The organism is Microvirga arvi, assembly GCF_016892765.1.
GTDB classification, from domain to species: Bacteria; Pseudomonadota; Alphaproteobacteria; order Rhizobiales; family Beijerinckiaceae; genus Microvirga; species Microvirga arvi.
On the sequence record NZ_JAFEMD010000008.1, the window covers coordinates 21,417 to 43,154 of the forward strand.

Here is a 21,738-nt window from a genome sequence, read left to right on the forward strand (position 1 = left end):
TCCGCGTCTTCTGAGCGGCTGAAAGACGTGGATCTCCGGAACAGGTCCGGGGATGACGGTGGAAGACGCGGCTATCCGCAGTTTGCCTTGCCGCACTGCCGGACATTGTCCACGAGCTGCTTCAGGGGCTCGAGACCGACGGCGCCGGGGATCACCGTCTCGCCGACGATGAAGGCCGGGGTCCCGGACAGGCTCAGCTTGTCGCCGAGAGCCATGTTTTCCTGCAGGGCGTTGCGAATCTCGGCGCTCTCCACGTCCTTCTGCAGGCGGGCCATGTCCACGCCCACCTCCTTGGCGACCGCCATGGCGCGCTCGCCATTCACGCGGCCCCGAGTGTCCATGACCTTCACGTGGTAATCGAAGAGTTTGGGGCCCTGGAGCTGGTTCTTCACCGCGAGCGCCACACGGCTCGCCTCCACGGAATCGGGTCCGAGGACCGGGAAGTCCTTGAGCACGACCCGCAGCTTGGGGTCGCTCTTCAGGAGCGTCTGGACGTCGGCCAGCGCCTTCTTGCAGTAGCCGCAATTGTAGTCGAAGAACTCGACCAGGGTAACGTCGCCGGACGGATTGCCGACCACGTAGGAGTGGGAAGCGTTCAGGAGAGACTGCTTTGTTTCCTTGACGGCGCCTGCCTGGGCCACCTGCTGCGCCTCGGCCTGACGCTTCTCGAGTTCGGAAATGACCTCGGTCAGAACCTCCGGGTTCTTCAGAAGATAGTCCTTCACGATCTCGCCGATGGCCTGCTTCTGCTGGTCGGTGAAGACCGCGCTCTGCGCCATTGCGGCGGGCGCCATGGCCAGCGTGCCGAGCAGGGCCACAGCCTGGCCGATTTTGAGAAGCGAAGAGCGCATATCCGGTCCTTTGCGGGATTCCTGAGACAAGTCCGGCCTATAACAATGGTTCAAGGCGGAGTTGAGACTCGTTGTTCTATCGCGAGTTAGCGGCTTGAGGCGTGCGGCGTCAAATCACGCCTTCGTAACGCTTATTCCATACGTCATCCCTGGGCTTGTCCCGGGGATCCAGGTTGTGCTCTTGCTGAAGACGTGGATGGCCGCAACAAGTGCGGCCATGACGGGAAAAGTTGGTTCTTGAGGCCGTCCCTGCAACCGGATACGACCCTTTCCATGACCAAATCATCCGCCGATCTCCGCCCGCCCCTCATTGCGCGCCGCATGGACCGCGTCGCCTCGTTCCTGGCCATGGACGTGCTGAGCGCGGCCGCAGCCAAGGAGAGGCGGGGGGACAGCGTCATCCATATGGAGGTGGGCCAGCCCTCGGCGCCCGCCCCGCGAGCGGCCCGCGAGGCGGCCAAGGCGGCTCTCGATCTCGGCCGTATCGGCTATACGGAGGCGCTCGGCCTCTCGGCGCTGCGCGAGCGGATCGCCCGGCATTACCGCGAGACCTACGGGGTCGGCATCGCGCCGGAGCGGGTGGTGGTGACGACCGGCTCCTCGGCCGGCTTCGTGCTGGCTTTCTTGAGCCTCTTCGATCCGGGCCAGCGGGTGGCGATCACGGCGCCCGGCTATCCGGCCTATCGCAACATCCTGGAGGCCCTCGGCATCGAGCCGGTGACGATCCCGCTCGCCAAGGCGGATGGCTGGATCATGACCGCCGAAGCCATCGCCAGGGCTCATGCGGAAAAGCCGCTCCACGGCATTCTCGCCATGAGCCCGGCGAATCCTTCGGGCACCATGATCGGCCGCAAGGCGCTCGCCGAGCTGGGCGAGACATGCCGCCGTCTGGGGCTGTGGTTCGTATCCGACGAGATCTATCACGGCCTGACCTACGGCGAGCCGGCCGCGACGGCGCTCGCCTCGGACGACGATGCGGTCGTGATCAACTCGTTCTCCAAGTACTATTGCATGACGGGCTGGCGCATCGGCTGGATCGTGGTGCCGGAGCGCCTCGTGCGGCCCATCGAGCGGCTGGCGCAGAACCTCTACATCTCGCCGCCCTACCTGTCCCAGGTGGCGGCGCTAGCCGCCTTCGACGCCATGGAGGAGTTGGAAGCAGTGAAGGCGGGATATGCCCGCAACCGCGCCTACCTCCTGGAGGAGCTGCCCAAAATCGGCATCACGGAGATGCATCCGGTGGACGGCGCCTTCTACATCTATGCCGACATCGCCCGCTTCACGAACGATTCCATCGGCTTCTCCAGGCGCATGCTGGAGGAGGCGGGCGTCGCCGCGACCCCAGGCCTCGACTTCGACCCCCTCGAAGGCTCGCACTATCTGCGCCTGTCGTTCGCAGGCTCCGAGAACGATTGCCGCGAGACGGTGGCACGGTTGAGGGGATGGCTGAAGTAGAAAACCTATACCTCCCGGTCATGGCCGGGCTTGTCCCGCCCATCCACGTCTCCGTAAACACAAACCTCATCCTGAAAGTCTGGCCCCATAGTCAGCGACTCTTCTCCCTCCCCCTTGCGGGGAGGGGTAGGGGTGGGGGTCGCAAAGTCAGAGCACTCAACCTCTTGGGCGAAGCTGCACGCTGATACAGCGCCTAACGTTCTAACCAATTACCCAGTCGCACCACCCCCACCCTTGATCCCTCCCCGCAAGGGGGAGGGAAACAATTGCCATGTCCTTTATGAGCCAGACTTTGGGGAGGTCGCGCTGCAAGCGGTTCCTCAGGATGATGCCTGTGTTTCCCAAGGCGTGGATGCCCGCAACAAGTGCGGGCATGACGAGCAAGACACTTCCAAACGAAAATGCCCGGCGTTGAGCCGGGCATCTCTTTTTGTCCTAAGATCCGCTCAGGACCGACTTGGCCTTGGACCACCAGCCGGCGCGCTTCGGACGCTCCGGGTCGGGCGGGGTCAGCACGACGGCGACCGGCTCGGGCTCGGGGATGACCGGAGCAGGAGCGGCAGGCTCCTCGGCCACAGGCTGCTGCGGCGCGACGATACGCTCTTCCCGGCGCTCTTCCTGACGCTCTTCCAGGGCGGCAGGCCTGGGAGCCTCGGCTTCGGACCTGGCCTCCTGCGCGGGTGCCGCCTCGGCCGCAGCCTCGTCGGGAGCGACGAAACCTTCCTCCATCGCGAACTCGGTGGTCTCGTCCCGGCCGCGTCCGCGTCCGCCGCGGCGACCGCGACGGCGGCGGCGTCCGCCACGCGATTCCTCGTCGGATTCGCCGGCCTCAAGCGGAGCCGCTTCGTCTCCTGACGTTTCGCCCTCGGTCTCATCCTCGTCGGATTCGCCTTCGGCCTCTCCGCCCTCGCCCTGATCCGCTCCCGCGAAGGTCTCGCGGTCGCGACCCCGGCGACGCCGGCGGCGGCGGCGGCGGCCACGGCCGACCCCTTCGCCTTCCTCCTGCTCGCTGCGTTCCTCGCCGGCGGCCTGGACCTCCTCGGCGGTTTCCTCTTCCGTCTCGACCTCATCCTCCTCCTCGACGGGCTCGTCGACCGGGGTGATGGCATCGATCTGGATGCCGGTCGCGGCCGACTTGTGCTCCAGCTTGAGGGCCGGTTCGCCGCGATCGATGGCATAGGTGGTCGAGCCGGTGATGCTGTCGTCGGCCACGATGGAGATGGCGACGCCGAAGCGGGTCTCCAGTTCGCGCAGGTGAATGCGCTTCTGGTTCAGGATGTAGAAGGCCGCCTCCATCCGCGTGCGGACGACGAGGTTGTAGCCGGCATTCTTGATGAGGGTTTCCTCGATCGAGCGCAGCACCTGCAGGGCGACCGACGGGGTCGAGCGGACGAAGCCGGTGCCGGCGCAGTGCGGGCAGGGGATCGAGGAGGATTCGAGCACGCCGGTGCGGATGCGCTGGCGCGACATCTCCAGCAGGCCGAAGGGCGAGATGCGGCCCACCTGGATGCGGGCGCGGTCGTTCTTCAGGCACTCGTTCAGCTTCTTCTCGACGGCGCGGTTGTTCCGCTTCTCCTCCATGTCGATGAAGTCGATGACGATGAGGCCGGCGAGATCGCGCAGGCGCAGCTGGCGGGCGATCTCCTCGGATGCCTCGAGGTTCGTGCGAAGGGCCGTGTCCTCGATGTTGTGCTCGCGGGTCGACCGTCCTGAGTTCACGTCGATGGAGACGAGGGCTTCCGTCGGGTTGATGACGAGATAGCCGCCGGATTTTAGGGTCACGACGTTCGAGAACATGGCGTCGAGCTGTGCCTCGACGCCGAACTTGGCGAAGAGCGGCTGCGGATCGCGGTAGGGCTGGACCAGCTTCGAATGGCTCGGCATGAGCATTCGCATGAAGTCCTTGGCCTCGCGGTAGCCGTCCTCTCCGGCCACCATCACGTCGTCGATGTCCTTGTTGTAGAGGTCGCGGATGGCGCGCTTGATGAGGGAGCCTTCCTCGTAGACGAGGGCAGGGGCCGCGGAGCTGAGCGTGAGCTCGCGCACGCTCTCCCAGAGGCGCATCAGGTATTCATAGTCGCGCTTGATCTCGGGCTTGGTGCGCGAGGCGCCGGCCGTGCGCAGGATGATGCCCATTCCCTCGGGCACCTCCAGCTCCTGGGCGATTTCCTTAAGGCGCTTGCGGTCGGCCGCGTTGGTGATCTTGCGGGAGATGCCGCCGCCCCGGCCCGTGTTGGGCATGAGCACCGAGTAGCGCCCGGCGAGGGACAGGTAGGTGGTCAGCGCCGCGCCCTTGTTGCCGCGCTCTTCCTTGACGACCTGGACCAGAAGGATCTGGCGGCGCTTGATGACTTCCTGGATCTTGTACTGCTTGCGCGGGGTGCGCCGGCGCTGGGGCAGATCCTCGATGGCGTCGTCGCCGCCGAGCTGCTCGACGATCTCGTGCTCTTCCAAATCGTCTTCGTCGTGGTCTTCCTCGCCGCCCTCGGACTCATCCTCGTCGGATTCGTCGTCCTCCGTCGAGCGGGCCTCGGCTTCGCCCCTGGCCTCATCGCTCCGAGGAGCTTCGACATGAGCCGATCCCTCGACGGCCTCGAAAGCGTCTTCCGCGGCGCTTTCAGCGGGGGGCACAGCCTCGACCGGCGCAGCGTCGCCTGCCTCGCTGAATGTTTCTGTGACTTCTTCGGTCGCGCTGGAGGTCTCGCCTTCAGGAGCGGCCTCGGCGCTGTTCTCGGCGCCCGCCTCGGCCTCGGTCGAGACGACCGCCTCGTCGTTCTGAGCGCGGCGCGGCGAGGAGCGGCGACGGCGGCCGCGGTTGTTGCGGCGCTCTTCCTCGTGCTCTTCCTCGCGCTGGGCTTCGGCCTCGGCCTCGAGCAGCGCCTGACGGTCGGCAACCGGGATCTGATAGTAATCGGGATGGATTTCGCTGAAGGCGAGGAACCCGTGGCGGTTTCCGCCGTATTCCACGAAGGCCGCCTGGAGCGACGGTTCGACCCGGGTGACCTTGGCGAGATAGATATTCCCGCGCAACTGCTTCCGGTTAGCGGATTCGAAGTCGAATTCTTCGACCTTCTGACCGCGTACCACCACGACCCGGGTTTCTTCCGGGTGTGAGGCATCGATGAGCATCTTGTTTGCCATGTTGAACTCTCGACATGGCGATCGAGGGCAGGACCTGAGGCAGGGGCCGCATTGTGGGCGGTGAAGCCCGCCGCAAACGAAGGCGGCGGGCTGAAATTGCGTTCGGATTGCTGTCGATCGCCATCCTGCGCCGCGATGGGGCGCATTCTGGGTTGAATTGGGCCGGCTCAGGGCCGGAAAGGGTGGTGCTGGGGCGTGCGCGAAGGGATACGCGCGATTCGAACGGTGCAGAAACGAAGGTCAAACCTGACTTCGTGCGTGCAACCATGCGAGACGGCCCTTCCGTAAATATCGATGGGCCGCGCGAAGCCGGCCATCGGCGAGTGGCGACAAGCGTCGCCCTGTGACCCAGTCCGTGAGCCTGTCGAGGGTGAGGCGGTACCTGAAGGATCGGTCAACACAACCGTCTCCCTCGGATCCGCCGTCAGATTCGGCCATGCCGGACGGGGTCATGATCATTACAGAGGGATTGGGGCATTTGGCAAGATGCTGTGTGACTGTGCCATGAATGCAACAGAGTCTCAGCATCGTGCCGCCAGGCGTGAGGTTCCGTTAACCAAACGACGTCTATGAGTATAGGAAGGACGCACGCGCATCGTTCGAAAAGTGGAGCCGGTTTCCACTGGCGTGGCCCTCCGGGTCCGCACCGACGATGCGCCGCTTGAGGGATCGAGCATCGGATCGATCCCGAAAGTGCAGGCTATTTTGGGTCCGATGCTCGAAACGCAGCGATCAGCGATGACTCTCTCCTCCTTCATCCGCCTTGCCGGCGCATGCCTCGCGGCGATCGTCATCGCCGCCGTGGCCGGACGTGCCTGGGCGGCGGGCGAGGGAGCGAAGACGGCGGCCACGATCATTGCGGCTGCCGCTTCGGTCGAATCGGAAGGGTCGAAGACACGGTTCAAGGTGATCTTGTCCAAGGCCGTGACGGCGCAGGTCTCCCTCATGGAGCGCCCGGACCGGGTCATCATCGACCTGCCGGAAGTCGCCTTCCATCTCCCAGTAGAGGCCGGGCGCAGCAAGGAAGGGCTTGTCGCCTCCTACCGCTACGGTCTCTTCGCCCCTGGCCGCTCCCGCGTGGTGATGGAACTGACCCAGCCGGCGGTGGTCTCCGGCATGACGACCACGCCTGATGCCACGGGTGCCGCCACGATCCTGACCATCGAGCTCTCCCGTGCCGACCGCGACGAGTTCCGGCGCTCTGCTGCCGAGAACGCTCCTCCTGCCAAAGAGGCTGCGGTGCCTGTCGTTCAGGGAGCCAAGGATGCACGGCCCGTGATCATGATCGATCCGGGCCATGGCGGCATCGACCCGGGAGCGGCAACCTCCTCCAACAACGTCGTCGAGAAGGACCTGGTCCTTTCCTTCGCCCAGCGCTTGAAGAGGAAGTTCGAGGAAAGCGGCCGCTACAAGGTGCTGATGACCCGCGAGCAGGACGTGTTCGTCTCCCTCGGCGACCGGGTGCGGGCTGCGCGGGCAGCCCAGGCCGACCTCTTCATCTCGGTCCACGCGGATTCGATCTCCGGCGGCCAGGATGTGCGGGGGCTGACGGTCTATACCGGCTCCGAGCGCGCCTCCGACGCCGATTCCGCCCGCCTCGCCGACCGCGAAAACAAGGCCGACGCCGTGGCCGGTGTCGAATCGGGCGACATGCCGGACGACGTGTCCGATATCCTGATGGATCTGACGCTTCGGGAAACGCGAAGCTTCTCCCACGGCTTTGCCTCACGCCTCGTGGGCGAGTTCGATTCCGTCGCCCGGCTCAACAAGAACCCCCACCGGCAGGCCCGCTTCCAGGTGCTGCGGGCCCATGACATCCCGTCGGTTCTTGTCGAGCTCGGCTATCTCTCGAGCCAGAAGGACCTGGACCTGTTGATGTCCGAGGAATGGCGGGGCAAGATGGTCTCGGCCATGTCGAGTGCCGTGGATCGGTTTTTCGCAACACGGTTCGCCCGGAGGGGCGCTGCCGCAGTTTTACCATAGATACAGTGTGGATACCCGTAGCGGGGGCGCGATTCATCGGATAACGAGGGTCAGCGTTTCAAGATCTGCATAAACAGGCGCCTCGAAGGCGCTGTCATGGAACACCTTACGGATGCGCTTCGTCCTACGATTTTTCGGCTTCCTCTTCAGCGTCGGAGCGATCTTCTTTCTGATCGGCGCCGTGGGGCTGGCTTACGGCTTCTGGTTCTACTCGAAGGATCTGCCGGATCACGCCCAGCTCGCCAACTACGAGCCGCCGGTCATGACCCGCATCCACGCTGCGGACGGCAGCCTGATCGCCGAATATGCGCGCGAGCGGCGTCTCTACGTGCCGATCGACTCCGTGCCCAAGCTCGTGATCGGGGCCTTCCTCTCGGCCGAGGACAAGAATTTCTACAAGCACCCCGGCATCGACCCGGAAGGGCTCATGCGCGCCGTCGTGGTCAATCTGCGCTCGGGCGGAGCGCGCGAGCAGGGCGCGTCCACCATCACCCAGCAGGTCGCCAAGAACTTCCTCGTCGGCAACGAGCGCAGCTATGAGCGCAAGATCCGTGAGGCGCTGATCGCGCTGCGTATGGAATCGACCTTCTCGAAGGACAAGATCCTCGAGCTCTACCTCAACGAGATCTTCCTCGGCACCCTGACTCCCGGGCGCAACCTGCACGGTGTAGCCGCCGCGGCCCTCGACTATTTCGGCAAGTCCATCCATGAGCTGACCATCGCCGAGTCCGCTTACATCGCGGCCTTGCCGAAGGGGCCGAACAACTACCATCCTTTCCGCCAGCGCAAGGCCGCCGTCGAGCGCCGCAACTGGGTGATCGACCGGATGGCCACCAACGGCTACGTCTCGCAGGAGGCTGCTGAGGAGGCCAAGAAGGAGCCGCTCAACGTCAAGCCGCGGTATGTCTCCCCGAACAGCATCGCCTCGGGCTACTTCGCCGAGGGCGTGCGCCGCGACATCGCAGAGCGCTACGGCGAGGAAACCCTCTACGAGGGCGGCCTGCTCATCCGCTCGACCCTCGACCCGAAGATGCAGGCCATGGCCCGCAAGTCCCTCGTGGACGGCCTCGTGCGCTTCGACGAGGCGCGCGGCTGGCGCGGTGCCCAGCAGAAGATCGATCTCGCGGGCCGCGAATGGGGCCTCGCCCTGTCGGAGGTGCCCGTGCTGGGCGACATCCAGCCCTGGCGGGTCGCCGTGGTGCTGGAGGTAGCCGGCGGCCGCGCCAAGGTCGGCCTGCAGCCCAAGCGCGAGGCATCCGGCCAGATGTCGAAGGATCGCGAGACGGGCTTCGTCACCGCCGATGGCGCGAAGTGGACCCGCCGCACCGTCGATAAGGCGGTGGCGGTCGGCGACGTGGTCTATGTGGAGCCGCTGGCCGACAAGCAGGGCCAGTTCCGCCTGCGCCAGATCCCGGAGATTTCAGGCGCCATCGTCGCCATGGACCCGAATACGGGCCGCGTTCACGCCATGGTGGGCGGCTTCTCCTACGACCAGAGCGAGTTCAACCGGGCGATCCAGGCGATGCGCCAGCCGGGCTCGTCGTTCAAGCCCATCGTGTATGCGACGGCTCTCGACAACGGTTATACGCCCTCGTCGCAGATTCTCGACGCACCCTTCGTGCTCGACATGGGGCCGGGGCAGGCGGCCTGGGCGCCCTCGAACTATGACGGCAAGTCGGCCGGCATCCGGACGCTCCGCTACGGCATCGAGCATTCGAAGAACCTGATGACGGTGCGTCTGTCGAACGAGGTCGGCATGCCGATGATCGCCGAATACGCCCGCCGCTTCGGCGTCTACGACGACATGCTGCCGCTGCTCTCCATGTCGCTGGGTGCCGGCGAGACGACGGTCATGCGCATGACGGCCGCCTATTCGATGTTCGCCAATGGCGGGCGCAGGATCAAGCCGACCCTAATCGACCAGATCCAGGACCGCAACGGCCGGACGATCTACCGTCACGACGACCGCAAATGCGCGACCTGCAATGCGGAGAAATGGGACGGCGGCGCCGCGCCGAAGCTCACCGAGAACCGGGAGCAGGTGCTCGATCCGCTGACCGCCTATCAGATGACCTCGATTCTCGAAGGCGTGGTCCAGCGCGGCACCGCTCAGACGGTCAAGGCCGTCGGCAAGCCGCTCGCGGGCAAGACCGGCACCACCAACGATGCCAAGGACGTGTGGTTCGTCGGCTTCTCGCCGGATCTCGCCGTCGGCGTGTTCCTCGGCTACGACCAGCCCAAGTCGCTCGGCAATGCGGCAACGGCCGGCCAGTATGCCGCGCCCGTCTTCCGCGACTTCATGCAGCTGGCCCTCAAGGACAAGCCCGCGACGCCGTTCCGCGTGCCGCCGGGCATCAAGCTGATCCGCGTCAACGCCTCGACCGGCACCCGCGCGGGCGGCGAGGGCGGCGGCACGATCCTCGAAGCCTTCAAGCCAGGCACCGCTCCTCCGGAGTTCGTCCCGCCTGAGCCGGCCGAGGAAGCGCCGCAGGTCGAGTACCAGGGCGCGCCGGGGGCTCCCCGGCAGGTCGGTGGCGTCGGGCCCGGCGGATTGTACTGAACGGCCCGATCGACCATATAGAGATTGCCCTCCATAGCGCGAGAAACGGCTGATCCCTGCATCCGAACCCGGGTGCGGGGAGGTCCGTTGATCGGCCGGAGGGTTCCTTTGACAGGGTGCAGTGCTCCCCTTTAAGACGCCATCATCATCTGGCACGGACACAACGGAAACCATGCGCGCCGAAATTCAACATCTCGTAGAAGAGACCAAGCAGTCAGTCGGGCTGCTGAGGAGGCATCTTTGACTGGGATACTGCCCAGCGACGCCTCGCGGAACTGAACGCCCAGGCCGAGGATCCCAACCTCTGGAACGATGCCGATGCCGCGCAGAAGATCATGCGCGAGCGCACCGCCCTCGAAGACCAGATCTCGGCCGTGAAGCGTCTCGACCAGGAGCTTGAGGACGCGATCACCCTGATCGAGCTCGGCGAGGCCGAAGGGGACGAGGCCACGATCAAGGAGAGCGAGGAGACGATCCGCAGCCTCCAGGCCGAGGCCGCCCGCCGCCAGGTCGAGACCCTGCTCTCGGGCGAGGCCGATGCCAACGACACCTATGTCGAAGTGCATTCGGGCGCCGGCGGCACGGAGAGCCAGGACTGGGCCAACATGCTCCAGCGCATGTATGCCCGCTGGGCCGAGCGCCGGAAGTACAAGGTCGAGCTGCTCGAAATCACCGATGGCGAAGAAGCGGGCATCAAGAGCGCCACGCTCCTGATCAAGGGCCTCAACGCCTATGGCTGGCTCAAGACCGAGTCGGGCGTGCACCGTTTGGTGCGCATCTCGCCCTACGACTCGAATGCGCGCCGCCATACGAGCTTCGCCTCCGTGTGGGTGTATCCGGTGGTAGACGACCGCATCAACATCGAGATCAAGGAATCCGACTGCCGCATCGACACGTTCCGCTCCTCGGGAGCGGGCGGCCAGCACGTGAACACCACCGACTCGGCGGTTCGCATTACGCACATTCCGAGCGGCATCGTGGTGGCCTGCCAGCAGGAGCGCTCCCAGCACAAGAACCGGGCCACCGCCTGGAACATGCTGCGCGCGCGCCTCTACGAGGCCGAGCTGAAGAAGCGCGAGGAGAAGGCCAGCGCCGAGGCCGCCGCCAAGACGGATATCGGCTGGGGCCACCAGATCCGCTCCTACGTGCTGCAGCCCTACCAGATGGTGAAGGATCTCCGCACGGGCGCGCAGTCGACGAGCCCGCAGGATGTGCTCGACGGCGATCTCGACCCCTTCATGGAAGCCTCGCTTGCCCAGCGCGTCTATGGCGGCGCCGACGAGGTCGAGGATATCGACTAGACCCGCTCCTTTCCTGGTCTCGGTTCGCTTGCTAAAAGGCTTTGAACCGCGACTACTGGAACAACCCCATGAGGCAGGAAAAAGTCGATATTAGGGGCCGTAACGGACACCCTATTGCAGGCACTCTGATCCGACAGGACGGCCCCGCCTCCCGTCTGGCAGTGTTCTTCCCAGGTCTCACGTACCGCACCACCATGCCGGTGCTCTACTATCCACGCCAGCTTCTGCTCGCACGTGGCTACGACGTGCTTTCGGTGGATTACACCTATGACCGCATTCCTGAATTCATGGTTTTGGACGAAGAGGAGAAGGTCGCTTGGATCGGCGCCGATGCCCGAGAGGCCATGTCGGTCGCCTTGGCTCTTGGGGACTATGGGCATTTCACGCTGGTAGGAAAATCGCTGGGAACCGCCGCTATGGCAGCCGTTGCACCCGATGAGCCGCGGCTTGCTTCCGCCGACCTCATATGGCTAACGCCGGGCTTTAAGACCCGTGGCGTCCTCGAGGGAATGGCACGCTCGCCGCAGCGCTCGATCGTCGTCCTTGGAACGGCCGATCCGCATTACGAAGAGTCTTATATTGCGGCGGCGCGCACGAGGGGATCGACAGTCGTGCTCATGCCCAACCTCGACCATGGTCTTGAGAGCCCTGGAGATCTTGCGGGTTCGCTCATGGCAATGAGGGAGATCATCGAGCACCTTTCGACTTGGCTCGACGCACCGCGGTGATGCGAACTCCGATATAGCGCCTATGCTATGAAGAAGTCGGCGGCGGTGATCGTTGCCGTTCCCAGGATCTTCGCGAAACGCACGGCAGCGACGGGGCCGGAGCCGTCCGTGTCGTAATAAGCGGCTCGTTCTCCGGCGTTGTGGAAGATGATCCGGTCGTCGGCGTCCTTTGCCGCGGGCCCGTCGACGAAGAATGCCGCGTTCAAGGCGCCCGCACCGAGCGTGGTGAAGATCGCTGACGACAGGATGATCCTGTCCGTGTCCCAGGTGTTGTTGAAATCAAGGATCCGATCGGTGTCGTTGACGCCGTTGAACCGTGTGTCGAACACGAACTGGTCGTCGCCACCCCCGCCGCTCAGCGCGTCGCTGCCTCTGCCGCCATACAGAACATCGTCGCCGTTGAAGCCGAAGAGCTTGTCGTTGCCGCTGGCACCTTTGATCACATCTTTGACCGCGACCCCGTAGATCACCTCGGCCTTGCTCTTGCCGGTCTGGGTCAGGGTCTGCTTCGTCTTGCTCCAGCTCCACTTCGCAACCTGCCGCCCATCCTGCGAGGGGCTGCCGTAGAGCGCCTGGATCGCCGCGATGTCCAACGATCCGAGCCCGGCGGATTGCATGTCGGGATCGCCTCCCGTGTAGCTCATCACGGTGTGCCTGACATTGTCCATGCTTGTGTCGAGCAGTTCCTTGTTGTGATCCATCTTGTGGAAGGGGTGCTTCAGCCCGAGCGCGTGGCCGATCTCATGGAGGAGCACGTAGAGCTTGTAGGATCCGTTCCCCGACAGTTCGCTGCGGTGCTCGGTGTTCAGATAGACGTTTCCGCCATCATCATCCCGGATCCGGTCGTCCCATGGTCCGAAGGTATCCCGGTCGAGCTCCGGGAACTCCGCCCAGGCGGTCACGGTCTGAAAATTCCATTGCCACTGGAACTTCAGCTCGGCCTCCGCGCCCTTCACCTCGATGAAGCGGATGCCGCAGGCATCTCCCCACAGCTTGAGAGCCTTTTGCGCCACGGCCTTGTCTGCGCTGCCGAACTTCGTCGAGTCCCACACCGAAGAGGAGAGGTTGAAGGTATAGGTCAGGAATATGGGCTTCCTGCCGCCTTTGACGCCTGGAAGAGAGTTCCAGCTCTGGCCGGAGAGGATCGCAGTATAATTTGGCATGGAAAAACTTAGAGGAGGGAATGAACGTTACTAGGTATCATATCCTGTAGCGGTGACCGGCTGCAAGGAGAATCCTGCCGCTAGGGCAGGGTCTTCGCCGCCGCCAGCACCTCCTCGGCGTGGCCCGGCACCTTCACCTTGCTCCAGACCTGGGCGATGGTGCCCGTACGGTCGATCAGCAGCGTCGTGCGCTCGACGCCCATGTAGGTGCGTCCATACATACTCTTCTCCACCCAGACCCCATAGGCCTCCAGCATGGCCGTGGCCTCGTCGGAGGCGAGGGCGAAGTCCAGGCCGTACTTGGCGCGGAATTTGTCGTGGCTCTTCAGAGAGTCGGGCGAGACGCCGATGATCTCCGTGTCCGCGGCGGCAAAGTCCTGCTTGAGGGCCTGAAAGTTCTGGGCTTCCAGGGTGCAGCCGCTGGTGTCGTCCTTCGGGTAGAAGTAGAGCACGATCTTGCGGCCCTTCAGGCTGTCCAGGCTAATGTCCCGACCATCTGTCGCAGGTAGGGAGAAGGCCGGGGCTCGGGTTCCGATGGTAAGGGACATGAATCGCCTTCGTTTTGGCGGAATGTACTGTTTGGAAACCTCCAGTGTGCACGACTGACGGGGAAACAGTCGCAGGAGGCATCCGAGACGGCTAAGGTCTCATCCTCTGATTCCCTAAACCGCGCCCATGCGCAAGAACCGGATCGCGTGACATCACAAGAATGAAGCTGCCATTCCGTACCACGTTGTCCCGGCGAGACCCGGCGAAGCGAAGCCTCCTCAGACGTGTGCTTCGTGGTACCCTCTATGTGAAGCTTGGGCTGATCGTCTTTGTGGCAGCGGCGTTCGGGCTCCTTTATCTGCGCCTGTCGGCCGCTCCTATGAGCTTCGGGCGTCTGCCGGAGCGGGTCGCGGAAGCGCTGGCCGCCCGCATCGGGCCGGGCTGGAACGTGACGCTGCGGAATACCGCCATCGAGCTGCATGACGGATCGCCGGCCCTCAGGGCGAACGGCCTCGACATCCGCGCTCCGGGAGGCGAGCTCGTGCTCCGCGCGCCCTATGCCATCCTGAGCGTGGACCTGACGTCGCTCCTGACGGCCAACCTCCAGCCCAAGGCCATCGAGGTGCGCGACCTGCAGCTGCGGGTTCTGGTCAATCGGGATGGCTCGCTCACCTTCTCGCCTGTCCAAGGGGCGGAGGAGGATGGTGCCGCGCAGCCTGCCCCCGTCGCTCCCGAGCCCTCGAAGGAAGCTGCCGCTTCGATGGCGCGCGACACCAACGGGCCTTCTCCCGTTTCCGGCGCCGTCGGATCTCTGCTTGAGCTCATCGTCGGTCCTGGAAGCATTCTGCACTCTCTCAATCAGGCTCAGCTGACCAATGCGAGGCTGGTCTTCATCGATGCGGACGGTCGCGAGCGCGCGCGGTTCCAGCGTGTCGATGCCGCCTTCGACTGGGCGGAGAACGGCAGACGCCGGTTCGCTGCAACGGTTGAGGGGCCGCAAGGGCCCTGGCAGCTGAACGGCGACGCCACGGCGGAGGGCACGGACGCCTACCGCGCCAGCATTGTTGCGGAGCGGGCACCTATCACGGACATCCTTCTCCTCAGCGGGGCATCCGATCTGCCGGCGACCACGGACCTCGAGTTTTCGGGACGCTTCGACATTGCTTTCGCCAAAGGCCGCGTTACGGAGCTGAAAACCCGGCTCGAGAGCACGGCCGGCACGATCCAGATCCAGGACGTGGACACGTCTCCGTTCCCTGTCGAGCGGGCCGTCATCGCGGCTCACTGGAACGAGCCCGAGAAGGCGCTCGAAATCGAGCGCATCGAGGCGAGGGGCGGCGAAACGAATCTGCTCCTGCAAGGGCGTTTCCTAGCTCGCAACACGAATGCTCCCTGGCGCCTGATCCTGGGCGGCCGGGATATCACCTGGTCCGGAGCCGCAGCAGGAGATCGCCCCCTGAAGGTCAGCGAATTCGCCGCCGACCTCTCCGGGCACGAAGGGGTCAGGATCAACGGCATCACGCTTGCAGGACCGGACCTGTCCGCCCGCATCAGCGGGCTCGTGGCGGCGAATGCTGACCCGAAGGGTCTGAGGCTCGACGTCCACGCCGAGAAGACCGACGTCCGGTCCGCCCTGCGCGTCTGGCCGGAAGCGGTCGCCCCGCCGGTGCGGCGATATCTGGTATCTCACCTGAAGGCCGGGATGCTCAACTCTATCGATCTCAAGGTCGCGATGACCGGCGCCGATATCGAAAAGGCGTTGAACGGCGGCCCGACCCCCGACGATTCCCTGAAAATCGATTTTGCGGTCTCGAACGGCACCCTTCAGGTCGACGAGGGGATTCCGCCGATCTCCGGCATGGACGCGACCGGTCATGTGACCGGAACGAAGGTGCTCGTCCGCGCGCCTGCGGGTGTCGTCCAGATGGCGAACAGCCGGTCCCTGACGGCGTCAGAGGGCGTCTTCATCCTGGACAATTACTGGGACGACAACGGGGTGGCCCGCATCGACTTCCGCCTGACGGGAGGCGCCGACGGCCTGGGCGCCCTCCTGCTGGAGCCGCGCATCAAGGAAATCGCCGGCTTCAACATCGATCCCGCCACCATGAAGGGCAGGACGGACCTGAGCGTCGGCATCGGCCTGCCGATCAAGAACATTCCCGCGTTCGTCGACCTGCCGCTCAAGGTCAGCGGGATGGTCAGCGGTTTCGGCGTCGACGGGTTCTTCGGGAAGGATCGCCTGGAAGCCGCCGACCTGACGATCGCCTATGATCGCGGCAATCTCGCCGTCAAGGGCAGCGGCAAGCTCGCCGGCAGCGCAGCGGCCATCGACCTGCAGAAGAACCGGCAGGGCGGGCAGGCGAGCGTGGCCTTCTCGCTCGACGACGCTGCGCGCAGCCGGCGTGGGCTCTCCTTCGGCTCGCAGCTCACCGGAACCATCGGCCTCAAGGCGAGCCTGCCGCTGGGCGAGTCCTCTCCGTCGGTCATTTTCGTCGAGGCGGATCTCGCAAAGGCCGGTGTGGATCAGCTCGTCCCCGGTTGGGTGAAGCCGGCCGGAAAGCCGGGCAAGCTGAGCTTCACCATGGTCGACGGGCCGGCGAGCGAGATCAAGGACCTGCAGCTCGACAGCGGCAGCGTGCAGCTGCGGGGCCATGCCACCCTGTCGAACGAAGGCAGTTTGGACAAGGCGGAGCTGTCGACCTTCAAGCTCTCGCCGGGCGACGACATGCGCGCCGAGATCGAACGCTCCAACGGTGTCTACAAGGTCACGATCCGGGGCAATGTCGGCGACGCCCGCCCGTTCGTGAAGGGAAGCGTGTCGGCGGCTCCGACGGGGCGTAGCGGAGCGGCCCAGAAGGACGGCAGGGACGTCGATCTCGATCTGAGCCTCAACATCCTGACCGGCTTCAATGATGAGGCGATCACCAATGCCTCCATCAAGGCGTCCATGCGCAAGGACAGCCTGCGCCAGCTGGACATGAAGGGACGCCTCGGGGCGACCGACATTCTCGGCCGGACCATTCCCCAGGCCGGGAGCAGCCCGGTGGTGATCATCCAGGCCGACGACGCCGGCGCGCTTCTGCGCTTCACGGATGTCTACAAGCGGATGTCGCGCGGCAATCTCATTCTCCAGCTCGCGACCGGTGACGAGCCGCAGGCCGGGCATGTGATCATGCACTCCTTCGCGCTCGTCAACGAGCCCGCCCTGCGCCGGATCATTCCCACCCAGACCCAGGTCGTCGCCGGGCGTGACCAGGCCGGCAAGCCGCAGATGGTGCGCGTGGACGTGAACGAGGTTCAGTTCACCAAGGCACGGCTCGAGTTCACCCGGGGTTCCGGGCGCCTCGACTTCAAGGATGCCGCCATCTGGGGCAACCAGATCGGGTTCACGCTCGGCGGCTTCATCGATTATGCCCGCGACCGTCTCGACATCACGGGGACCTTCGTGCCGGCCTACGGGCTCAACAATGTCTTCGCCCAGGTGCCGCTCTTCGGGCCCTTGCTGGGGGGAGGGCAGAATGAGGGGCTGTTCGCCGTCAATTTCCGCCTGAACGGTCAGGCCAGCGCGCCGTCCCTGTCGGTGAACCCGCTCTCGGCGGTAGCGCCCGGCTTCCTGCGCAAGCTGTTCGGCGTCGCCGCCGAGAGGGAGCCGCAGACAGGATCGCTGCCGACGGTTTCCGACCGCTAGAGCATCGCGCGGCCCTTCGGGCCTGCACTACGCGATGCACCGCTCAAGGGATTGAGCATCGGATGAATCCAAAAGTGCAAATCCGCTTTTGGATCCGATGCGCTAAGGCTTCAAACGGCGCGCAGGAGAACGTGCTTCTTCTTGCCGAAGGACAGTTTGATCACGCCCTCGGCCGTGACATCCGACAGGCTTAAAGTTCCGCGCTCGTCCGAGACCGCTTGATCGTTCACCCTGAGGCCGCCGCTCTTGATCTGTCGGCGTGCCTCGCTCGACGACGGCACGAGCTTCGCGTAGTCGGGGCCGAAGGCCGCGAGCACGCCGAGGCCGCCCTTCAATACGTCCGATGCAATCTCGACGGTGGGCAGGCTCTCCGCCAGGGTGCCCTGCTCGAAGGTCTTGCGGGCGGTCTCCGCGGCGAGTTCCGCCGCCTCGCGGCCGTGGAGGAGGGCGGTCGCTTCCGTAGCGAGAATCTTCTTCGCCTCGTTGATGTCGGCGCCCTGGAACGCTTCGAGCCGGGCGATCTCATCCATCTCCAGGATGGTGAAGAGCTTGAGGAAGCGGACCACATCCGAGTCCTCGGTGTTGCGCCAGAACTGCCAGTAATCGTAGGGGCTTAAGCTGTCGGCATTGAGCCAGACCGCGCCGGAGGCCGTCTTGCCCATCTTGGCGCCGGAGGCCGTGGTCAGGAGCGGGCAGGTGATCGCATAGAGCTGCGGCGTGCCGAGGCGGCGGCCGAGATCGATACCGTTGACGATGTTGCCCCACTGGTCCGAGCCGCCCATCTGCAGGATGCAGCCATAGCGCTTGTTGAGCTCCACGAAGTCGTAGGCCTGGAGGATCATGTAGTTGAATTCCAGGAAGGACAGCTCGTGCTCGCGGTCGAGGCGCAGCTTCACGCTGTCGAAGGACAGCATGCGGTTGACCGAGAAGTGCCGGCCCACATCGCGCAGGAACTCGATGTAGTTGAGCTTGGTCAGCCATTCGGCATTGTCGACCATCATGGCGTCGGTCTTGGCTTCGCCGAACGAGATGAAGCGCGAGAAGACGGTCTTGATGCTGTCCTTGTTGGCCTCGATCTGCTCGACCGTGAGAAGCTTGCGGCTCTCGTCCTTGCCTGAAGGATCGCCTACCCGGGTGGTGCCGCCGCCCATGAGCGTGATCGGCCGGCCGGCGCCGGTCTTCTGCAGCCAATGCAGCATCATGATCGAGAGCAGGTGCCCGACATGGAGCGAAGGGCCGGTGCAGTCATAGCCCACATAGGTCGTCAGCCGCCCTTCGGCAGCTGCCGCATCGATGCCCTCCAGATCGGAAGTTTGGTGGATGAAGCCCCGCTCGGTGAGCACCTTCAGGAAATCGGATTTCGGCGCGTTCATCGCGTCTCTCTCATGGGTCAGGGTCGTAAAGATGGGGACCCTCTATCAGCTTCGGTATAGGATTTCACGCGGTTTCCGCTCTACGAAGAGAGCTCCACCGTACATCAGGATTTCTCTTGGCTTCGACGCCTCGATCTTACCCTGCGTCAGCTTGACGCAGAGGCACAGCCGCGATAATGTTGAAACGAAATATCATTAGGGGCGGTGTGACCATGTCTTGGCTCAACGATGCGTGGAATTGGATTTCCAACTCGGCTGAAGGCATTGGGCGAGGGATCCTTGATGTCTTTCAATCCCTCGGTGAGTCCATCAAGAACAGCTTTCTTGAATTGCCGCTCTGGTTCAACTCGGCAATGAGCAGGATTCTGCCCGGGGCGGTTATTGGGGACGTCAAGTATTTTACACCTTCTCATCCCGACGCTGACGTCCAGGCCTTGATGTCCGGCTCCAAGTGGAATGGAGCGACCATTACCTATTCGCTGCCTGACCAGCGGGGCGATTACTCCTATATCAACCCGCATGTGACAGGATTTGAGCGTCTCTCCGCCGATGGCGAGAGGACGGTTCATGACGCTATGGCTGCGGTGGCAGGCTATGTGAATACTGGCGTCGCGTTTGCCGGTCATAACAACGCCAACATCAAAGTTGCGAGCTTCGTGCCTGGAGGTGTGATCACCAGCAGCACCGGTTTTTATCCTGGCATGCCGGCCTATGGCGGCGAGACTTGGATCGTTGGAGGTTCATCCCCGGGCATTACGAAGGGCACGCATAAATATGCCCTTATTCTCCATGAGCTAGGCCATGCCTTGGGCCTTAAGCATTCCCACGACGCGGTTCCAGGCCTCCCGAGAATGTCGGCGGCGCATGACTCCGCGGAATATACCGTGATGTCCTACAACAACACGAGATATGCGCCACAGACCTTCATGCAGTACGACATCGCTGCCCTGCAGGCTATGTATGGCGCGCACTTCAGCACCAATGGCAAGAATACGACCTACACCTGGAGCGAGTCCTCCGGCGCGATGACCATCAAGGATGGTGACAGTAATCCTGCCTATCAGGGCAGCACCTACAATGCCAAAATCTTCCTTACAATCTGGGACGGCGGCGGCATTGACACCTATGATATGTCGAATTTCAGGGACAATGCAGTTATCGATCTGAGCCCCGGCGGCTTCTCACGGTTTTCCAATGCGCAATTGGCGCAAAGAGCGAATGGTTCGAGCGTCAACGGGAACGTCTACAATGCCTTCCAGTACAAGGGGGATGCGCGCTCTCTCATTGAGAATGCCATCGGTGGCAGTGGCAATGACAAGATCCTTGGCAACCAAGCCAACAATCATCTGCAAGGAAAGAACGGCCATGATGAGTTGAGCGGATATGCCGGTAATGATTCACTTCTTGGCGGTGACGGAAACGACGTGCTCCTCGGCGGAGCCGGCGACGACGCGATATTGGCCGGCGACGGCAATGATCGCCTGGACGGTGGTGCTGGTGCCGACCGTTTCGATGGTGGTGCGGATCGGGATACGGTGAGCTATTGGTCGGCTGCTGGTGCGGTTCAAGTCTATCTGTGGGATGTTTCGCGCAATCGGGGTGAAGCCGCAGGTGACACCTATGCCAGCATCGAGGTCATAGACGGCACGCGCTACAACGACGTGATGGAGGGCAACAACTCTTCTGTCGCCTTCTGGGGTGATGCAGGTGACGATTACCTGAAAGGTGGCGCGGGTGCGGATACCTTGTCCGGTGGCGACGGCAACGATAAGCTAGAAGGTGGCGTAGGCCCCGATCGCTTCGACGGCGGCTCGGGTCAGGACACCGTGAGCTATTGGTCGGCTCGCGGCCCAGTCGCGGTTTATCTCCACAATCTCAGCCGCAACGACGGTGATGCTTACGGCGATACTTACTTCAATGTCGAAGTGATCGACGGATCGACCTTCGGCGACGTGCTGGAGGGCGATGGCAATGCCAACACCTTCTGGGGTGATGCAGGCAACGACCTGATGAAGGGCGTCGGCGGAAATGATACCCTCAAGGGGGCATCCGGCGACGACTGGCTTGTGGGCGGGATCGGTGGCGACCTGCTGGATGGCGGAGACGGCTATGACACGGCCGATTACTCGGGGGCGGCTTCGGGAGTGATCGTGGATCGCACCAGCATGGCCCGCAATGTGGGCGAAGCCTTCGGCGACGTATATGTCTCTATCGAGGGCGTGGTGGGCTCAGGCTTTGCCGACCAGTTTTATGGCGCGAGCGGTTGGGATGGGTTCTGGGCCGGCGCTGGTGACGACGTGCTCGAAGGCCGGGGCGGCGGCGACCATCTCGATGGAGGCGAAGGCCGCGATTTTGCCAGCTACTTCAATGCGGGCTCGGCAGTGGTGGCCAATCTCACGGAGGCTTGGCGCAACACCGGCGAAGCGGCGGGCGACAGCTATTTCTCGATCGAGGCTGTTCACGGCTCTCAATTCAACGACGCTCTGACGGGAAATGCAGGCGGCAACGACCTCTATGGCCACGAGGGCAACGACATGCTGCGCGGCGAAGCAGGCCGCGACTATATGTCGGGCGGCGGCGGCCATGACACGCTGTCGGGCGGGGACGGTTCGGATTGGCTTGAAGGCAGGGCTGGCTTCGACGTATTCCGGTTCGATGCGGCGCTGAACGCCTCCACCAATGTGGACGAAATCATCGACTTCGGCACGAACGAGGATCTGATTCAGCTCAGCCGGAGCTTCTTCACCAATGTGACAGGTGGCTCCCTCTTGGATGCTTCGGCCTTCACCACTGGCTCGATGGCGACAACTTCGTCCCACCGCATCATCTACAACAAGGGAACGGGCGAGCTTTTCTACGACGCCGACGGTTCCGGATGGGCCGCGGGGCAGGTGAAGTTCGCGATTCTCAAGAACGCTCCGACCCTAACAGCGGCTCATTTCCTGCTTATCTAGAGCAGGCTTTATCATGATGCAAAAAAGGCCGGTGGATCACACCGGCCTTTTC

General features: G+C 63.8%; 12 protein-coding genes. 7 read left to right on the forward strand and 5 right to left on the reverse strand.

Annotated features, from left to right (window positions below; translation table 11 throughout):
• Nucleotides 1–71: 71 nt before the first annotated feature.
• Complete coding sequence (locus ILT44_RS06785; RefSeq protein ID WP_204238819.1) at nucleotides 72–851, reverse strand: DsbA family protein; 780 nt, start codon at nucleotides 849–851, stop codon at nucleotides 72–74.
• Between the two features lie 273 nt (nucleotides 852–1,124).
• Between ILT44_RS06785 and ILT44_RS06790 the strand changes: the two genes are divergently transcribed.
• Nucleotides 1,125–2,306 carry a pyridoxal phosphate-dependent aminotransferase gene (locus ILT44_RS06790; RefSeq protein WP_204238820.1) on the forward strand — a complete coding sequence of 394 codons (1,182 nt, stop codon included), beginning with the start codon at nucleotides 1,125–1,127 and terminating at the stop codon, nucleotides 2,304–2,306.
• Between the two features lie 435 nt (nucleotides 2,307–2,741).
• On the opposite strand, the gene ILT44_RS06795 is transcribed toward ILT44_RS06790, so the two are convergent.
• Entirely contained in the window at nucleotides 2,742–5,447 is a 2,706-nt protein-coding gene (locus ILT44_RS06795; protein ID WP_204238821.1) for an Rne/Rng family ribonuclease, read from the reverse strand.
• Nucleotides 5,448–6,185: 738 nt separating this feature from the next.
• Here ILT44_RS06795 and ILT44_RS06800 point away from each other — a divergent pair.
• From ILT44_RS06800 to ILT44_RS06815, 4 genes are all read left to right on the forward strand, one after another.
• On the forward strand, nucleotides 6,186–7,430 hold the full coding sequence (locus tag ILT44_RS06800) for an N-acetylmuramoyl-L-alanine amidase (RefSeq protein WP_239467973.1): 1,245 nt from the start codon (nucleotides 6,186–6,188) through the stop codon (nucleotides 7,428–7,430).
• 112 nt (nucleotides 7,431–7,542) lie between these two features.
• The gene (locus ILT44_RS06805; RefSeq protein ID WP_204238823.1) at nucleotides 7,543–9,990 is read left to right on the forward strand and encodes a penicillin-binding protein 1A; all 2,448 of its coding nucleotides are present in this window, start codon (nucleotides 7,543–7,545) and stop codon (nucleotides 9,988–9,990) included.
• A 172-nt stretch (nucleotides 9,991–10,162) separates the two neighbouring features.
• Nucleotides 10,163–11,291 (forward strand): peptide chain release factor 2 gene (gene prfB, locus ILT44_RS06810; RefSeq protein ID WP_204238824.1). Its coding sequence is split into 2 segments (ribosomal slippage): nucleotides 10,163–10,231 and nucleotides 10,233–11,291, totalling 1,128 coding nucleotides; the frame shifts between segments, so codons are not numbered across the junction.
• A 68-nt stretch (nucleotides 11,292–11,359) separates the two neighbouring features.
• Nucleotides 11,360–12,019: an alpha/beta fold hydrolase gene (locus tag ILT44_RS06815; protein ID WP_204238825.1), complete on the forward strand. Its 660-nt coding sequence runs from the start codon at nucleotides 11,360–11,362 to the stop codon at nucleotides 12,017–12,019.
• Between the two features lie 20 nt (nucleotides 12,020–12,039).
• On the opposite strand, the gene ILT44_RS06820 is transcribed toward ILT44_RS06815, so the two are convergent.
• A complete protein-coding gene (locus tag ILT44_RS06820; protein WP_204238826.1) occupies nucleotides 12,040–13,182 on the reverse strand; it encodes a matrixin family metalloprotease in 1,143 nt (380 codons plus the stop codon).
• Between the two features lie 80 nt (nucleotides 13,183–13,262).
• The gene (locus ILT44_RS06825; protein ID WP_204238827.1) at nucleotides 13,263–13,730 is read right to left on the reverse strand and encodes a peroxiredoxin; all 468 of its coding nucleotides are present in this window, start codon (nucleotides 13,728–13,730) and stop codon (nucleotides 13,263–13,265) included.
• Between the two features lie 227 nt (nucleotides 13,731–13,957).
• On the opposite strand from ILT44_RS06825, the gene ILT44_RS06830 reads away from it, so the two are divergent.
• Nucleotides 13,958–17,359, forward strand: a complete 3,402-nt coding sequence (locus ILT44_RS06830; protein WP_204238828.1) for a YhdP family protein — start codon at nucleotides 13,958–13,960, stop codon at nucleotides 17,357–17,359.
• A 110-nt stretch (nucleotides 17,360–17,469) separates the two neighbouring features.
• On the opposite strand, the gene tyrS is transcribed toward ILT44_RS06830, so the two are convergent.
• Nucleotides 17,470–18,732: a tyrosine--tRNA ligase gene (gene tyrS / locus ILT44_RS06835; RefSeq protein ID WP_204238829.1), complete on the reverse strand. Its 1,263-nt coding sequence runs from the start codon at nucleotides 18,730–18,732 to the stop codon at nucleotides 17,470–17,472.
• Nucleotides 18,733–19,169: 437 nt separating this feature from the next.
• Here tyrS and ILT44_RS06840 point away from each other — a divergent pair, with 437 nt between their 5' ends.
• Nucleotides 19,170–21,686, forward strand: a complete 2,517-nt coding sequence (locus tag ILT44_RS06840; protein ID WP_204238830.1) for a M10 family metallopeptidase — start codon at nucleotides 19,170–19,172, stop codon at nucleotides 21,684–21,686.
• Nucleotides 21,687–21,738: the final 52 nt, after the last annotated feature.